The sequence below is a fragment of the Flavobacterium marginilacus genome (assembly GCF_026870155.1).
Classification (GTDB): domain Bacteria; phylum Bacteroidota; class Bacteroidia; order Flavobacteriales; family Flavobacteriaceae; genus Flavobacterium; species Flavobacterium marginilacus.
This window is the reverse complement of sequence record NZ_CP113975.1, coordinates 1,152,075-1,169,649: the sequence shown is the minus strand read 5'-3', so window position 1 is coordinate 1,169,649 and position 17,575 is coordinate 1,152,075. Positions and strand designations below refer to the sequence as shown.

The 17,575-nt window shown below is 34.3% G+C and carries 15 protein-coding genes and 1 pseudogene; 8 read left to right on the top strand and 8 right to left on the bottom strand.

Features of this window, described 5'->3' with window-relative positions; genetic code table 11:
- Positions 1-43 precede the first annotated feature (43 nt).
- Together OZP07_RS05115 and OZP07_RS05110 are read right to left on the bottom strand one after the other, a co-directional pair.
- Positions 44-907: a beta/alpha barrel domain-containing protein gene (locus OZP07_RS05115; protein ID WP_281637526.1), complete on the bottom strand. Its 864-nt coding sequence runs from the start codon at positions 905-907 to the stop codon at positions 44-46.
- A gap of 141 nt (positions 908-1,048) precedes the next feature.
- Entirely contained in the window at positions 1,049-2,068 is a 1,020-nt protein-coding gene (locus OZP07_RS05110) for a quinone-dependent dihydroorotate dehydrogenase (protein ID WP_281637525.1), read from the bottom strand.
- 288 nt (positions 2,069-2,356) lie between these two features.
- Between OZP07_RS05110 and OZP07_RS05105 the strand changes: the two genes are divergently transcribed.
- The 4 genes and pseudogenes from OZP07_RS05105 to OZP07_RS05090 all read left to right on the top strand — a co-directional run bounded on the left by OZP07_RS05105 (position 2,357) and on the right by OZP07_RS05090 (position 7,271).
- A complete protein-coding gene (locus OZP07_RS05105; protein ID WP_281637524.1) occupies positions 2,357-3,250 on the top strand; it encodes a dienelactone hydrolase family protein in 894 nt (297 codons plus the stop codon).
- 393 nt (positions 3,251-3,643) lie between these two features.
- Positions 3,644-6,298, top strand: coding sequence for a beta-1,3-glucanase family protein (locus OZP07_RS05100; RefSeq protein WP_281637523.1), 2,655 nt, complete (start codon positions 3,644-3,646; stop codon positions 6,296-6,298).
- Positions 6,299-6,554: 256 nt separating this feature from the next.
- Positions 6,555-7,138, top strand: a pseudogene (locus OZP07_RS05095) (ATPase).
- Complete coding sequence (locus OZP07_RS05090) at positions 7,125-7,271, top strand: hypothetical protein (protein WP_194643794.1); 147 nt, start codon at positions 7,125-7,127, stop codon at positions 7,269-7,271. Before OZP07_RS05095 ends, OZP07_RS05090 begins: the two are co-directional and overlap by 14 nt.
- Before the next feature lie 48 nt (positions 7,272-7,319).
- On the opposite strand, the gene carB is transcribed toward OZP07_RS05090, so the two are convergent.
- On the bottom strand, positions 7,320-10,175 hold the full coding sequence (gene carB, locus OZP07_RS05085; RefSeq protein ID WP_194643792.1) for a carbamoyl-phosphate synthase large subunit: 2,856 nt from the start codon (positions 10,173-10,175) through the stop codon (positions 7,320-7,322).
- Positions 10,176-10,326: 151 nt separating this feature from the next.
- Complete coding sequence (gene rpmH / locus OZP07_RS05080) at positions 10,327-10,488, bottom strand: 50S ribosomal protein L34 (RefSeq protein ID WP_008464848.1); 162 nt, start codon at positions 10,486-10,488, stop codon at positions 10,327-10,329.
- A 165-nt stretch (positions 10,489-10,653) separates the two neighbouring features.
- Here rpmH and OZP07_RS05075 point away from each other — a divergent pair, with 165 nt between their 5' ends.
- Both OZP07_RS05075 and OZP07_RS05070 read left to right on the top strand, forming a co-directional pair.
- A complete protein-coding gene (locus OZP07_RS05075) occupies positions 10,654-11,169 on the top strand; it encodes a tetratricopeptide repeat protein (protein ID WP_281637522.1) in 516 nt (171 codons plus the stop codon).
- Positions 11,170-11,331: 162 nt separating this feature from the next.
- Positions 11,332-12,027 carry a TlpA family protein disulfide reductase gene (locus OZP07_RS05070; RefSeq protein ID WP_281637521.1) on the top strand — a complete coding sequence of 232 codons (696 nt, stop codon included), beginning with the start codon at positions 11,332-11,334 and terminating at the stop codon, positions 12,025-12,027.
- Positions 12,028-12,056: 29 nt separating this feature from the next.
- Here OZP07_RS05070 and OZP07_RS05065 read toward each other — a convergent pair whose 3' ends face one another.
- Complete coding sequence (locus OZP07_RS05065) at positions 12,057-12,716, bottom strand: alpha/beta hydrolase (protein WP_281637520.1); 660 nt, start codon at positions 12,714-12,716, stop codon at positions 12,057-12,059.
- A gap of 271 nt (positions 12,717-12,987) precedes the next feature.
- Between OZP07_RS05065 and OZP07_RS05060 the strand changes: the two genes are divergently transcribed.
- Complete coding sequence (locus tag OZP07_RS05060) at positions 12,988-13,290, top strand: GNAT family N-acetyltransferase (protein ID WP_228520963.1); 303 nt, start codon at positions 12,988-12,990, stop codon at positions 13,288-13,290.
- A 51-nt stretch (positions 13,291-13,341) separates the two neighbouring features.
- Here OZP07_RS05060 and OZP07_RS05055 read toward each other — a convergent pair whose 3' ends face one another.
- From OZP07_RS05055 to OZP07_RS05045, 3 genes are all read right to left on the bottom strand, one after another.
- Positions 13,342-14,976, bottom strand: coding sequence for an ABC-F family ATP-binding cassette domain-containing protein (locus OZP07_RS05055; RefSeq protein ID WP_194643784.1), 1,635 nt, complete (start codon positions 14,974-14,976; stop codon positions 13,342-13,344).
- 215 nt (positions 14,977-15,191) lie between these two features.
- Complete coding sequence (locus OZP07_RS05050) at positions 15,192-16,364, bottom strand: GlmU family protein (protein WP_281637519.1); 1,173 nt, start codon at positions 16,362-16,364, stop codon at positions 15,192-15,194.
- Between the two features lie 169 nt (positions 16,365-16,533).
- Positions 16,534-16,785, bottom strand: a complete 252-nt coding sequence (locus OZP07_RS05045) for a type B 50S ribosomal protein L31 (RefSeq protein WP_194643780.1) — start codon at positions 16,783-16,785, stop codon at positions 16,534-16,536.
- A 243-nt stretch (positions 16,786-17,028) separates the two neighbouring features.
- Here OZP07_RS05045 and OZP07_RS05040 point away from each other — a divergent pair, with 243 nt between their 5' ends.
- Entirely contained in the window at positions 17,029-17,571 is a 543-nt protein-coding gene (locus tag OZP07_RS05040; RefSeq protein ID WP_281637518.1) for a DUF4199 domain-containing protein, read from the top strand.
- Positions 17,572-17,575 lie beyond the last annotated feature (4 nt).

Below are 17,575 nucleotides of genomic sequence, written 5' to 3'. Positions count from 1 at the left end.
AACCAGTAATAATCAAACACTTAATGTCATAAATAATTTTTTATCAATGAAATTTACCGAATAATTTTGAAGCTTCATTGTAGGCACTTTCAAAACTGATGGGACTGCAGTTGGTTTCTTCCTTTTGAACTGTAAAATAAGAAAGTAATTTCTCGGTCGGCATATTTCCGGTCAGGTTATCCGAAGCCATTGGACAGCCGCCAAATCCCTGAATAGCTCCATCATAACGACGGCATCCACCTTTATAAGCAGCATCTAATTTTTCCAGCCATTTATCTGGTGTTGTGTGTAAATGTGCTCCAAATTCAATTTGAGGATACTGCGGAATTAAATTAGAAAATAAATATTCAATCACATCCGGAGTTGAGCTTCCAACTGTATCAGAAAGTGATAAAATTTTCACTCCCATTCCCGCTAATTTTTCGATCCATTGCGCCACTATTTCAACATTCCAAGGATCTCCATACGGATTTCCAAAACCCATAGAAAGATAAGCAATAGCTTCTTTATTGGTTTTATCTGCTATATTTAAAATCTCATCCAGCGCTGTCAAAGATTCAGCTATGGTTTTATGGGTATTCCGCATCTGAAAATTTTCCGAAATCGAAAAAGGGAATCCCAAATACTGAATTTCGGAATATTGTGATGCTAAAGAAGCTCCTTGAACATTGGCAATAATAGCCAATAATTTACTTTTAGTTTTAGACAAATCAAGCAGTTCTAAAACTTCGGCAGTATCCTGCATCTGCGGTATGGCTTTCGCCGAAACAAAGCTGCCAAAATCAATGCTGTCAAATCCAACTCTCAGCAAAGATTGTATGTATGAGACCTTTCTTTCGGTAGGAATAAAATCCCTTATGCCTTGCATAGCATCCCGCGGACATTCGATAATTTTTATTGCCTCCATAACTTTCTTCCGAAAAAGTATTTAAATTTTGGTTAACAGGAACCCACTTTTTCATCTCATCGGAACAAAAACCTTTTTTATGTGGGATTCAAATATATAAAAAGGTTTTTGAGTTACAAAGAAAGAAAATCGATGCTGGAACTATTTTTTTGACAGAATCGCTTTATTTATTTCCTTTACCAATGCAGGACCCTCATAAATAAAACCAGTATATAATTGAAGAAGGCTGGCTCCTGCTTCTAATTTTTCTAAAGCATCTTCGGCAGAATGTATTCCACCCACTCCGATAATCGGGAATGCTCTATTACTTTTTTCAGACAAGAAACGAATCACTTCGGTAGATCTTGAAGCCAAAGGTTTACCAGAAAGTCCTCCGGTTTCAGTTTGGCTGCAAGAATTTAATCCTTTGCGTGAAATGGTCGTATTCGTAGCAATTACACCAGCAATTTTTGTTTCTTTTACAATATCGATAATATCCAGTAATTGCTCATCTGTAAGATCTGGAGCAATTTTAAGTAGTATTGGCTTTTGTTTTGGCTTAGCCAGATTTTTATTCTGTAAAGTCTGCAATAATTGAGTAAGAGGTTCTTTCTCCTGAAGTTCTCTAAGATTAGGAGTATTCGGCGAGCTTACATTGACCACAAAATAATCTACGTGATCAAACAATGCATCAAAGCAGATTTCATAATCAGAAGTCGCTTCTTCATTTGGAGTCACTTTATTTTTCCCAATATTTCCGCCTATCAAGACGCCTTTATTTTTCTTTAAACGCTCCACTGCCTCAATAACGCCGCCGTTATTAAAACCCATTCTGTTAATAATTGCCGCATCTTCTTTTAAACGAAATAAACGTTTTTTCTCATTTCCCGGCTGTGCTTTTGGAGTCAAAGTTCCTATTTCTATAGATCCAAAACCAAAGTTAGAAAGCTCATTATACAAACTGGCATCTTTATCAAAACCAGCTGCTAAACCTACTGGATTTTTAAACTTTAACCCAAAAACTTCGGTCTCTAACCTTTGATCATTTACTTGATATAAAAATCGTAATAAAGATGGAATTCCGGGAATTTTTGAAACCATTCTAATTAATGAAAAAGTAAAATAATGCACTTCTTCGGGATCAAAACAAAAAAGAATAGGGCGTATAAAAATCTTGTACATAGTTCAAATTTTGGTTGGCACAAAAGTAAAGAAATGTTTTTAGTTTTTAGGCATGGAAAGAGGCATAAAGCCATCCTTTTAGTAAATAACTAACAAAATTGTACAAGCTGTTAACCAAGTCTGATGTGTTTTTGATAAGATTTTTATTTTATAAAAAAGTTCGTCTTTAAAGTACTTTTGATATATCCATTTTTCACAAAATCCAAAGTTTCGTTAATGCAAAAACATCCTTAGCTAGTGCAGAAACGATTGCTTTTTTTCTACATTAGTTGTCCTAAATAAAAAACTATGCAAAAACTAACCAAAGAAGATATCAGTCAAGAAGTTTTTGACTTGTATGATGACTATGCTCACAACAAAATTGAGAGAAGGCAATTTATTGAAAAATTATCGCTTTTTGCAGTAGGAACGTTAACAGTCCCCTCTCTCCTTAGTTTTATGACTCCGAATTATTTGGATACTATAACAATCAAAACTGATGATCCTAGAATAAAATCAGATTATATAACCTATCCGTCTCCAAAAGGCGGGGAAGCAATAAAAGGACTTTTATCACAGCCTGCAGCAACCAAAAAGAAATTACCCGGAATCATTGTAGTACACGAAAACCGCGGACTCAATCCTTATATCGAAGATGTTGGAAGAAGAACGGCAGTCGAGGGTTTTATCTCCTTAGCACCAGATGCACTGTCTCCTTTGGGTGGTTACCCCGGAAATGACGACGCAGGAAGAGAACTCCAAAAAAAACGTACCCGTGAAGAAATGCTGGAAGATTTTATTGCAGCTTATGAATACCTGAAATCACACAAAGACTGTAACGGTTATGTTGGTGTTGTCGGGTTTTGTTTTGGAGGATGGATTGCCAATATGATGGCGGTTAAAATCCCTGACTTATCAGCGGCAGTACCTTATTATGGAGGTCAGCCCACTGCTGAAGAAGCTGAAAAAATTACAACTCCAATTTTATTGCATTATGCAGGATTGGACACACGTGTCAATGAGGGATGGCCTGCTTATGAAGTCATTCTCAAAAAGAACAAAGTCGAAAATACCGCTTATTTCTATGCTGGAGTCAATCACGGTTTTCATAATAATACTACTCCAAGATATGATGAAACCGCTGCCTCTTTATCGTGGACAAGAACTATTGACTTTTTTAAGGAAAAGCTTAAAAAGAAGTAAAATAGTAGCTCCAGATTTTTTATAAAAATTTAACTTAATACATTACAAAATGCGTAATGAATTACCCCGAGGCAGAGCTTCGGGTATCAATAGGAAGAAAATTAATTTTTTATTTTATTAAAACCTTAGGTTTTCAAACTTTCCTCTAACCCCCCGATGCAGAGCATCGAGAAATTAATCGATTCAAATACGGATTAAGTTACTTGTCAAAATTTCTTTTAACAGGATTCAACTCGTTGAAAAACAATCTATTTTACTTTTTTTTGTGTACTTAACGTTTGATTACTTAAAAAAAACACTACAAATAACATAATTAACAATAAAAAACCTATATTTAACTTTGGATTAATTGCCCCCAAAATGTAATTTAAACTAACCTATTAAAAAATGTTTATGAAAAAAAGTACCGAACGGAATCTATATCCCGTCATATCTATGTTATTAGTTTTTTTCTCTGGCTTACTTTATGCACAAGGCCCAATCCCATTTACTATCCAAAACACGTCTACATTTAATGACAATGAGTTATATGTAGCGATTGTTGGAATTGATTACACTACAGGTAATCATGTTTGGGTAAATGCAAAAACCAGTCAAGTACTCCCAATGAATCCTTCCTATAACACAGTGGTAGGGCCAACTATTGGAGGAAATACAGGACCTGGATTGAACTCAAAATACGCCAATTGTTTTGTGAAGTTGAGTGAAATTCCAAACAAGACTTTTACTTTACCACAAATTGCTGGATGTCGTGTTTTTATTTCAAAAGGATCTCAATTGTATTTTTATTTTTTTGGAGCATCAGGAGCAATTAAAGGATATACCTCACCAAATCCATTGAACCCGACCGATCCTAATCAAGGAATATTGTATGAGATAATTGAATTAACGAATAACCAATATGGTTTCTTTGGAAATCCATCAAGAGTCGATTCGTATAAATATCCAATGGGATTAGAATTATTTGGTGCTGATGGTTATCAAAAACGTGTTGGTGAACTATTAAAACACGAGGACATAATCACTTCATTTAAAAACAACGTTCCCACCGAATTTCAAGGCTGTTTAAATAACAGTACAGGAGAGATTACTGCACCATCCAAAACACCTGCTTTTGCTGACGGAACCGGAGGAACTACAGTTGGTCCACAAGCTAATTATTTAAAATCGTATATAGACGCCATTTGGAACAAATACAAAAATGAGGATTTGATATTCTATGCTGGTGATGCAGGAGTGTTCAAAGGACGAATCATTGGTGAACAGCTCGAAGTGATTGGACAATCAGGAGGTTTTGTAGGCAGAACTGGTAGAGTACAATACAGACCTTCTACACAAGAAGCTTTGGAAGGAAAAGGTGTTTTGGACAGAAGAATAAATGATGGTGATTTAGACCTTGTTGTACAAGCTCAATTGACAGCAGCCATAAATCGACATATGGTAAATGTCACAACTCCAAACCCTGGTCAACAAAATTGGTATGATGCTTCTAAATTCTATCAAAGCAATCCAACAAATCATTATGCTAAATTTTGGCATTTACCCGGTATTAGTGTAGACAATTTATCTTATGGTTTTGCATATGACGATGTAGCTGATCAATCCCCATCACTACATTCTCCAAAACCAACAAAAGTTATAGCAAGTTTTGGAGGGTATGCCAATTCGACTCCAACTATTCCCTCAACAAGTGATGTTATAACGGTGTATAAGGATTGTAATTACGCTGGTTTTTCTGGCGGATTATCACTAGGTGAATACAATTTGGCTGCATTAAAAAAGCTAGGAATTGATGAAAATGTAATATCCTCAATACGAGTAACTGAAGGCTTTCAAGCAATTCTTTTTCAAGAAGATAATTTTGCAGGTAGTTCGACATTGATAAACGCAAACAACGCGTGTCTGAATACAACATGGAATGACAAAGTAAAATCGATACGAATTATTTCCAACGGAACAGATACTTTAGGAAATACAACTTATTATTTACAAAACAGATTTAGTGGTTTGTATATGGAAGTAACAGCTGCTAGTACTGCAAATAATGCAAATATTGCCCAAGCCACTCTCAACAATGGAGACCATCAAAAATTCGTCTTTACTCATTTAGGAAATGGAATATACAAAATCGTTGCTAAACATAGTGGTTTATCAATGGATGTAAAGGCCTTTGACAAAGCTAATGGAGCCAATGTTGAACAATATGCCTATGGCGGAACAACCAATCAAAAATTTATCCTAGTTCCTACTGGAGATGGTTATTACAAAATTGTTGCAGGTCACAGCGGTAAACTGGTAGAAGTTGCTGCTTTTAGTACTACAAATGGTGGTAATATCCAACAATGGGAAAGTGTAAATCAAACAAGCGGTCAATGGAAATTGATTCCATACGTTGCTACACCTTCAGTATTGGTGCAAGCAGAATCGTTCACTAATATGTTTGGTGTACAAACTGAACCTACTACAGATACCGATGGAGGTCTCAATGTAGGCTATACAGATACTGGAGATTGGATGGCTTACAATAATATAAATTTCCCAACAACAGGATCTTATTTAATTGAGTACCGAGTAGCAAGTGCCGTAAACGGAGCAAAAATATCTTCAGATTTAAATGCTGGTTCTATCGTATTAGGAAGTGTGTCCATTCCTAACACAGGAGGTTGGCAAAAATGGCAAACTGTTTCGCAAACAGTAACTGTAAACGCTGGAACTTACAACTTTGGAATTTACATCCAAAATTCAGGAGTAAACCTCAACTGGTTTAAAATTACTAAGCTGGTGACTACTAAAACAACTGAAGAAAAAGAAAATCAAAAAGAAATAGCAATTTCAGTTTACCCAAATCCAACAAAAGATATACTTTACTTTAAAACAGATTTGACTGACGCTAATTTAACTGTGATTTCGTCTTCAGGAAATGTTATGGTGAATCAAAAACTTGTAAACAATAGTATTGATGTTTCTAACTTTACTGCTGGATTGTATTTTATCACTATCCAAAAGAATGACGGAACCAAACAAGTAATAAAATTCCTAAAAGAATAAAATAAAATTCATGACCATCCCTTACATTCATTACAAATAAGGATCGGATTTAATAGTATTGATCCTGAGCAAAAAATGATTTATTTATTGGGCAATTAATTGTTTTACAAATCATGTTTGTAATGGATGGTCATAATTATATTAAAAAGCAAAACCATAATAGTTAAGTAGAATTCTCCTGCAGATTTCATTCTCTAAATTAAATGATTGAAAAAAGCAATAATTTTCAAACTTAAAATTATTTACCTTTGTAAAAATGAGTAAAAACCTTTACATTATTACCGGTTGTAATGGAGCAGGTAAAACAACTGCTTGATTTACTATTTTACCAGAAATTTTAAATTGTAAAGAATTTGTAAATGCCGATGAAATAGCAAAAGGTTTATCTCCTTTTCAACCCGAAAAAGTTTCGTTTGAATCAGGTCGAATAATGTTAAACAGAATAAAAGACTTACTTTCTGAAAACAAAAATTTTGCATTTGAAACAACATTTATAACAAAAAGTTATAAAAACAAAATTACGGAAGCGAAAGAAAAAGGATATCGAGTAACATTATTATTCTTTTGGCTTCAAAATATTGATTTAGCAAAGGAACGTGTCAAATCAAAAGTTTCAGAAGGCGGTCATAACATAGAAACCGAAGTCATCAAACGCAGATATGTAAACGGAATTAAAAACCTTTTTGAAATTTATCTTGAAATTGCAGATGAAGTCCTTATTTTTGATAATTCATTTGGAGCGCCAGAATTAATTGCTGAAAAATCGTTAGAAACCGAAATAAAAATCTTAAGCGAAAATAATTTTTTAATTTAAAAAAATATTGGAATGAAAGAATATAAAAGGTCTCAAAATCAACAAAAAATTGTCGATGGAATGAATCTGGTTTACGAAAAGTTAATAGAATTCAAGAGAAAAGCAAATAGCGAATTAGTTATTGTTAAAGACGATAAAATAGTCAGAATAAAACCTTAACAAAAAAAGCCTCGTTTTCGAGGCTTTTTTATTGTCAGGATTTGAGTCTTATTTACTCAAGTACATTTTTCTTCTAGAGTACAATTCATAGAATTGGTCGTCTTTCAGGTCTTCGATAAACAAGATACTTTCTCCTGTTGATTTCATCTCAGGTCCTAATGCTTTGTTTACATTTTGGAACTTACTGAAAGAGAAAACCGGCTGTTTGATCGCATATCCATTCAATTTAGGATTGAAATCAAAATCGGTTACTTTTTTCTCACCTAACATTACTTTGGTAGCATAGTTCACATAAGGCTCTCCGTATGCTTTTGCAATAAACGGAACCGTACGGGATGCTCTAGGATTTGCTTCGATGATATAAACTGTATCGTCTTTTATCGCAAACTGAATATTGATTAAACCAACCGTTTTTAAAGCTTTAGCTATTTTAAAGGTGTGGTCTTTTATTTGCTGCATTACGAATTCACCTAAGTTAAAAGGAGGCAGAGTAGCATTACTATCCCCTGAGTGAACACCGCAAGGTTCGATATGCTCCATAATTCCGATGATATACACATTACCGTCAGCATCACAAATTGCATCTGCTTCGGCTTCGATTGCTCCAGCCAAATAATGGTCTAAAAGCAATTTGTTACCTGGAATCTGCTTCAGTAAGTTGATAACATGCTCTTCTAATTCTTTTTTGTTGATTACGATTTTCATTCCCTGACCTCCTAGTACATAAGAAGGACGAATCAATAATGGAAAATCTAAAGTATCTGCTAAAGCTGAAGCTTCGTCAGCCGTTTCAGCAATTCCGAATTTCGGGAAAGGAATATGCAATTCTGTTAATAAATCTGAGAAACGGCCTCTGTCTTCGGCTAAATCCAAAGCATCAAAACTTGTTCCTATAATTTTTACTCCGTATTTCGACAATTTTTCAGCCAGTTTCAAAGCTGTCTGCCCTCCTAACTGAACGATAACACCTTCTGGTTTTTCGTGTTGTATGATATCATAAATATGTTCCCAGAAAACTGGTTCGAAGTATAATTTATCAGCTGTATCAAAATCTGTCGAAACCGTTTCAGGATTACAGTTAATCATGATGGTTTCATAGCCGCATTCTTTTGCAGCAAGAACTCCGTGTACGCAAGAGTAATCAAACTCGATTCCCTGTCCGATTCTGTTTGGTCCAGAACCAAGAACTATTATTTTCTTTTTATCGGTAACAATACTTTCATTGTCTACATAACGTTCTCCGTTAGCTTTTTCAATTTCAGCCTCAAAAGTAGAGTAATAATAAGGTGTTTTTGCCTGAAACTCTGCAGCACAGGTATCAACCAATTTAAATACACGGTTAATATCCATTGACATACGCAAAGCATGAACTTCGCTTTCCAGACAGTTCATCATGTGAGCGATCTGTCTGTCGGCAAAACCTTTTTGTTTTGCTTCAAGCAAAAGTTCTTTTGGTAAATTAGAAACCTTATAGTTTGAAATTTCTTTTTCCAAAGTATAAAGCTCTTCATATTGTTTCAAGAACCACATATCAATTTTTGTGATTTCGTGAATGCGGCTCAATGGAATTCCCATCGCGATGGCATCATAAATTACAAAAACACGATCCCAGCTTGCAAAAGTTAGTTTCTCGATAATCTGCTCGTAGTTTGTGTATCCTTTTCCGTCGGCACCAAGACCATTTCTTTTGATTTCCAATGATTGTGTAGCTTTGTGCAAAGCTTCTTGGAACGAACGTCCAATTCCCATTACCTCACCTACAGATTTCATCTGAAGTCCCAAGGTTCTGTCAGCTCCTTCAAATTTATCAAAGTTCCAGCGTGGTATTTTTACGATTACATAATCCAAAGTCGGCTCGAATAAAGCAGATGTTGATTTTGTAATCTGGTTTTGTAATTCATCAAGATTATATCCTAAAGCCAGTTTAGAAGCAATTTTTGCAATTGGGTACCCCGTAGCTTTTGAAGCCAAAGCTGATGAACGGGACACACGTGGATTGATTTCAATCGCAACAATATCTTCTTTTTCGTCTGGCGAAACTGCGAACTGTACGTTACAGCCTCCTGCAAAGTTTCCGATACTTCTCATCATTAAGATGGCGTAGTCACGTAATTTTTGGAAAGTTGTATCAGACAATGTCATCGCTGGTGCTACAGTGATTGAATCTCCAGTATGGATTCCCATCGGGTCCATATTTTCGATCGAACAAATGATTACAACGTTGTCATTTTTATCTCTCAACAGCTCTAATTCATATTCTTTCCATCCTATTAAAGCTTTATCAATCAAAACTTCATGAATAGGTGACATTTCTAATCCGTAAGTCAGTTTTTCGTCAAACTCTTCTTTAGTATGTACAAACGCCGCTCCAGTTCCTCCAAGAGTAAAAGATGGACGAATTACTAATGGGAATCCAAATTCCTGCGCTATTTCTTTTCCTTCCAAGAAAGAAGTAGCAGTTTTTGCAGGTGCAGTTGGAACATTTATTTTTTGAAGCAATTGTTTGAACTGCTCTCTATCTTCAGTAATATTGATAGCGTTAACATCAACACCAATCATTCTTACCCCAAAATCCTGCCAAATACCTTTTTCATCAGCCTCCAAGCATAAATTCAAAGCAGTCTGCCCACCCATTGTTGGCAAAACTGCATCAATCTGCGGATGCTCCTTTAGAATTTCAATAATTGACTTTGTTGTTAAGGGTTTCAAATAAACATGATCCGCCATTGAAGGATCTGTCATAATTGTAGCTGGATTGGAGTTAATTAAAATTACTTCAATTCCTTCTTCACGGATCGAACGGGCAGATTGGGATCCAGCATAATCGAATTCGCATGCTTGACCAATTACAATCGGACCTGAACCTATTATTAAAACGGACTTAATGGATGTGTCTTTTGGCATTTTTCTTATTATTGGAGTTATATTTTTATCACTTACAGCTTGAAATTTGTTAGGAAAAATCAAATATCAAACTTTTATACAGCAGTACCGCTTGGGTATAAAAAAAGGCGATACTAAAAAAAGTAACGCCTTATAGATGTTTATTCAAACATTATTTTTTGTGTCTAGGTTCACTAGAAACAGTCAATTTATGTCTTCCTTTAGCTCTTCTGCGCGCTAGAACTTTTCTTCCATTAGCTGAAGCCATTCTATCCATAAATCCGTGTTTATTTCTTCTTTTTCTTTTCGATGGTTGAAACGTTCTTTTGCTCATTGCTTTGTATATTTAAATCTTAATTATAGTATCAGTTTATTTTTCAGTTTTGCTTATTTCAAAACCGAGTGCAAATATACAAAGACTTTTTTTTCTGGCAAGTAGTTTTTAAAAAATATTTTTAAATCCTTTTACTATATTTGCAGACACAAATATACATCAATTATGTTTAATAAAATTATAAAACTTATACTAGCCGGACTTCTTGTAGCCGCTGGTGTTTACGAAATTATCGATGACTCTGTTGGAAACGGAATCTTCCTTATATTATTGACTGCAATTCCAATTTTTCTTTACTTTAAAAACGAATTTATACTGCTTGCGTTCTTAAAACTAAGAAAACAAGACTTTGAAGGAGCAAAAAAATGGTTAGCCTACATCAAAAATCCAGAAACTGCCTTAGTCAGAAAACAGCAGGGATATTTCAACTATTTACATGGAATTATGCTTTCTCAGACTAACATCAATCAAGCTGAAAAACATTTCAAAAAAGCAATCGAACTTGGTTTATCTATGGATATGGATTTAGCAGTTGCTAAATTAAACCTTGCCGGCGTTGCAATGTCCCGCAGAAGAAAACTTGAAGCTACCGCTCTATTAAATGAAGCAAAAAAGCTGGACAAACAAAACATGCTTAAAGAGCAGATTGCAATGATGAAAGAGCAGATGAAAAAAATATAACTTCTGCAATTTTATTTACAAAAAAGCGTTCTAAAATCTATTAGAACGCTTTTTTTTATACCTTTAAGCTATATAAACGGATTTATTTACCGTTAGTCGACTAAGTTATCAAAATGTTATGAACATTTTTATTTTTGCCAAAGCCCTATATACTAATATTTTATGTACAAGACTTTACTTACTTTACTGTTTTTTTTCAGCCTGCATTTCTCATACAGTCAAGATACAATTGTGTATTTCACTGACGCTATAAAAGAGAACATCAATCCTTATAAAAAGGCTTCAAACAAAGCATACGAAAGCAACGATATAGCGGAAGGCAAAAAACTTTTTGATTCATTAGTAAAAACAAAACTAATCGGAACAAAATTTGATGATTTTAATCTTAAAGTTTACAAAGAAAAAAACGTAAAAATCAATAGAATCAGTAAACCTATATTCATCATTACATACGCATCATGGTGTGTAATCCCAAAAGGTGAAATTCCAGCCCTAAACATCCTAGCAAAAGAACACCGCAGAGACCTGCAGTTCATTGTCGTTTTTTGGGACAAAAAAAATGATATAAAAAATATTGCCAATAAATTTAATGACTATATAAAAGTATGTTATGCAAATGAATATTACGCCAGAGATTCACATATAATCTCTACAGTTAAACATACTTTAGGTTTTCCCACCTCAATATTTATTGATGAGAATAAAAACGTAGTCAACATTAAACATTTTGAAAATATAATCAAATTAAAAACACCTATAAAAGAAGCGATTATTACCAGCTATAATTACTTCAGCAAAGACATTAACGAAAACCTTGTTAAGTCAGCACCTAAAAACAAAAGCTTTACGACAAATTAATAATATGTATTTAAAACCTATATTATATCTCACCGCCCTAAAATAATCCGGGGCAGATTTGCATTAAGCCATCTGTATTTAGCAATAATCATAGCATGCGTCCCGCCTTTTACCACTGTACAGCCTTTAATATTTTTAATCGGAAAAACAGTATCGGCATCTCCATGAATATGAACCACATCAGGATTACATTCTGTCCTCTCCCATAAAATCACCTGCTCGATTGCCCAGTCCAGATACCGCTTATCCCTTACTGACAGAAACTTTTCATATAATTTGAGTCTTTCATTTACTTTTTTTCCAAATGAAAATTTAGTAAGACTATCAATATTTTGAACCAGATTCAAAGGAATCAGTTTATAAGCCTTTGTACTTTTGGCCAAAACCATTCTTTTAGGAAATTCAAGATTGCTTTTTACACTCGAAATAATTACAACTTTCCGCACCGGAATAAAACGAGCCATTTCCTGAACCAAAATACCTCCAAAAGAAACTCCTATCAAAACTGGATTTTCATGTTTTATCTTCTCTGTCATTCTCTTGGCATAATCCTGCAAAGTTTCCCGCTCTAATGGAATTTCCCATTCCAGAAAAAACATCTCAAATTCTAACTCAGGAAGCTTTATCCTTTCAAAAATAGCAGTACTGGCTGCTAAACCCGGCATAAAATAAACTGGAACTTTACTCATACTTAAAAAAATAATTCAATAACTTTTAAATTTCTCCTGTTTTTCCCACAAAGCAAAGCACATCCAACAGCACACTAGCAAGTTGTCACCAAAAACCTTTTTTACTGTATATCAAATCATTACCTTTGCACCAATTTTGTTCGCAACTGTATAAATCAGCACAGCATCGCAGCAAACATCATTTAGAAAGCACTATTTAACTCAAAAGATGTACCAAATACAAATAAAATATCTCAAAAATACGAACTGCTTTTGCATCAATTAAAAAAACATGGAAGCTCTTACAAAAATAGAAATTAAAGACAATACTTTTGCCCGACAATTTGAAACAAAAACAAAAACCGGCATAATAGCCGTAGAATATTCTTTTCAGGAGAAAAAAATATTTTTAACCAAAATTAATACTCCGGAAAACCATAATGATGAAGAATTTATTTCTCACTTTCTAAAAAACATAATGGAATCTGCCATTGAGAAAAAGCTAAAAGTTGTTCCAATTCATCCAAAAATTGTCGCTTTCTTTAAAAAAAATCCAATTTACAAAGAGCTGCTTCCTCCTGGAATACGCATATAAAAAAAGAGACTGTTTACAAAAAACAGCCTCTTTCATTTTTTAACCTAAAATTTATTTTTCAATTTCTTTCATGCTGTCCATTTTCTTGTGCGCCAAGAAACCAGTAATATCTTCGAAATGTTCTACAACACGTTTGTTTCCAAATTCAAAAACTTTTGTAGCCAGTCCATCAAGGAAATCACGATCATGAGAAACTAAAATCAAAGTTCCGTCAAAATCACGCAAGGCATCCTTAATAATATCTTTAGTTTTCATATCCAGGTGATTCGAAGGCTCATCGAGAATCAGCAGATTCACTGGCTCAAGCAATAATTTAATCATTGCCAAACGTGTTTTTTCTCCTCCTGAAAGCACCTTAACTTTCTTAGTTATATCATCTCCATGGAACATGAAAGCTCCAAGGATGTTTTTTATCTGTGTTCTAACATCCCCAACAGCAATATCATCTATAGTCTCAAAAATAGTAGCGTTTTCATCCAATAAAGCCGCTTGATTTTGTGCAAAATAGCCTATTTGAGAGTTATGACCAATTTCTACAGAACCGCTGTCAGGAGCAAATTCCTTCATGATAGCTTTGATCATTGTTGATTTTCCTTCTCCGTTTTTACCAACAAAAGCCACCTTCTGGCCTCTTTCAATTACAATGTTGGCATCTTTGAAAACCACATGATCGCCATACGATTTCGACATTTCTTTTACAATAACAGGATATTGTCCAGAACGTGCTGCGGGCGGGAATTTCAACCGTAAAGCTGAAGTATCAACCTCATCAACCTGAACAATAACTAATTTTTCCAGCATTTTTACACGTGATTGAACGGCATCTGTTTTAGAAAATGTACCCTTAAATCTGTCAATAAAAGCTCTGTTATCAGCAATCATTTTCTGCTGCTCATCATACGCTTTCTGCTGGTGAATACGACGGTCTTTTCTTAACTCTAAATAATGAGTATATTTTGCTTTATAATCATAAATACGTCCCATTGTCACTTCAATAGTACGATTGGTAATATTATCGACAAAAGCCCTGTCGTGTGAAATTACCACAACCGCTTTCGCAGAATTAATCAGGAAATCCTCCAGCCATTGAATACTCTCGATATCCATGTGGTTTGTAGGCTCATCCAGTAAAATTAAATCTGGTTTTTTCAAAAGAATTTTAGCCAATTCGATTCTCATTCTCCAGCCTCCTGAAAATTCAGAAGTCTGACGTGTAAAATCTTCTCTTTCAAAACCAAGCCCTATTAAAATTTTCTCTACTTCAGCTTCATAATTTACTTCTTCAATTGCATAAAATTTCTCGCTTAAGTCCGAAACTCTTTCGATTAATTTCATGTACGCATCACTTTCATAATCAGTACGAACAGTCAATTGTTCATTGATTTCATCGATTTCAGCTTTCATTTTAAAGATTTCGCCAAACGCTTTTGACGCTTCCTCCATCACTGTAGCCCCATCTTTAGTCAATAAATGCTGAGGCAGATAAGCAACAACAGCTTCTTTCGGAACAGAAACGCTTCCCGTAGATGGTTTTCCTTCCCCAGCAATAATTTTCAAAAGTGTTGATTTACCAGCACCATTCTTACCCATAAGAGCAATCTTGTCATTTTCATTTATTGCAAAAGAAACATCACTAAAAAGTGTCGTTCCTCCAAATTGAACCGAAATATCGTTAATTGTAATCATTATTTTCTGTGAATTCGTTTAATCGGTTAATCGTTTATTTGATTACCCATTTTTTTGAAGGTGCAAAGATAGATTTAATTAGAGAATTTGGCAATTAGATAATTAGATAATTCTCCCTAAGAACAAAAAGCTTTTTAAACAAAAAAACTCCGCAAAGCTTAACTTTGCGGAGCAATATTTCAATTATCTAATTAACTGACTATCTCATTGACACATTATTCTTTCCTCCATTTTTTTGACTCTTCAAAAATATGTTCTAAGATTGCAGCTTCTTTTTCATCAAAACCCACATTTCTACGGCTCATTACTAATCTTGCGGTTTCAAAAGCTTTTTTGGTAACATAAGTAGTAAATCCCGCTGCACCGCCCCAAGAAAAACTTGGAACAAAATTGCGTGGAAAACCGCTTCCAAAAATATTAGCGCTCACCCCTACCACGGTTCCTGTATTGAACATTGTATTGATACCGCATTTACTGTGATCCCCCATCATCAATCCGCAGAACTGAAGACCTGTTTTAGCAAAACTTTCGGTTTCATAGCTCCACAACTTCACTTCTTCATAGTTGTTTTTCAAATTAGAATTATTACTGTCTGCCCCGATATTACACCATTCTCCCAGCACAGAATCCCCAAGAAAACCATCATGCCCTTTATTAGAATAAGCAAAAAGAACAGCATTTTTTACCTCGCCTCCAATTCGGGAATAAGGACCGACTGTAGTAGCTCCGTATACTTTGGCTCCCATTTTTACCTGAGCGTTTTCACATAAAGCGAATGGCCCGCGAATGATAGTACCTTCCATAATTTCAGTATTCTTACCTATATATATAGGACCAGTCGAAGCATTCAAGGTTACAAATTCCAATTTAGCTCCCTCTTCTATGAAAATATTTTCAGGTGCAATAGCGTTTACGCTTGAAGGAATGGGCTGAGATTTCCTGTCTTCTGTCAAAAACTCAAAATCTTCACGGATAGCCAAATCATTTTTAGAAAAAATCTCCCAAGTATTCTCAATAGTTATGCAGTCTTCATTATATTCCAGAATCTCATAAGTATCAAAATCTACTTCCTGCTGATCGTCTGCATAAAAAGCAATAACATCATCCCCTTTGAAAATGGCCTGATTAGGTCCAAGATTACTAACCATTTCTGCTAAAATAGTATTGGGCAGAAAAGAAGCATTAATCATTACATTTTCCTCCAGCTCAACCATTGGGAACTTCTCTGACAAATATTCCTCTGTAACCGTTGTAGTTGTAGTTCTTAAATATGCTTCCCATTTTTGACGGATTGTCATAATACCAACCAAAATATCGGCGACAGGGCGTGTAAAAGTAAAGGGCAACAAAGCATTTCGAGCAGGGCCGTCAAAAAGTATATAGTTCATAAATTAGATTGTAAATTGTTAAAATGTGATTTGGTTATCAGTACAAAGTTACAATTATTTTTAATTTTTACTTAGTCCTGCTATCCCGCGGTAAAAGAAAGGAGAGTGATTTTCATAAAAAAAGCCCCGCAAATTGCGAGGCTTCTGATTTATTTGAAAACAGCTGAAATTATTTAGCGTGTTTAGCGTATTTAGTTTTGAATTTATCAATACGTCCTGCAGTATCGATAAGTTTAGATTTACCTGTGTAAAAAGGGTGAGAAGTTCTAGAAATCTCCATTTTTACAACTGGATATTCAACACCTTCATGAATAATAGTTTCTCTTGTCTCAGCAGTAGATTTAGTAATAAAAACATCGTCGTTTGACATGTCTTTAAAAGCAACTAATCTGTAATTTTCTGGGTGTACACCTTTTTTCATCTTGAATCTTTTTTTTTATTTGTTTGGCTATAATTTGTCTTGAAGCTTTTCTTCTAACAGAAAAGGTATAAACACATCATAACTTTTTGTTTTTTACAATATTATTTTGAGTTTGCAAATTTACATTTATTTTTTAATATACAAACCTTTGTCTAACTTTTTTTATATGACCGTAAAAATCATTTTATACATGCCCATTATATTGGGAATTGTTATATTTGTGGATTAATTAAAACAGTCTCTATGGAAAATAATGTATCGCCAGCCAAATCTGGTGTTTTGTATGGTGTTTTATTCGGCGTCATAATGGTTTTAGAATTCGTAATTATGTACTTAGTTGGGATGAAATCATTAGTTAACACTAGTGTTGGAACAATTGTAAATATATCTAATTACATTTTACTGCCTCTTTTGTTCATATACCTAGGCTGTACAAATTATAAAAAAAACATCAACAACGGTTTTATAACACTTAGTGAAAGTCTTAAAACAGGAGTATCTATAACTTTTATTGCTGCACTTGTGTACGCCGTTTTTAATATTATTTTTAATTACATTTTCCCTGAATTTATTGATGAAATGATATCTATCACAAAAGAAGGTATGCTTGCAAAAGACCCAAACATGTCAAGTGAACAGCTTGAAATGGGACTTTCAATGGTTAAAAAATTCATGAATCCCCTAATTGTTTTACCAGTAACATTAGTCATGTATTCTTTCTTTGGTTTGCTTTATTCTCTAATTGTTGGTGTAGTAATAAAAAACGAAAAAACACAAAGCTTCTAAATTA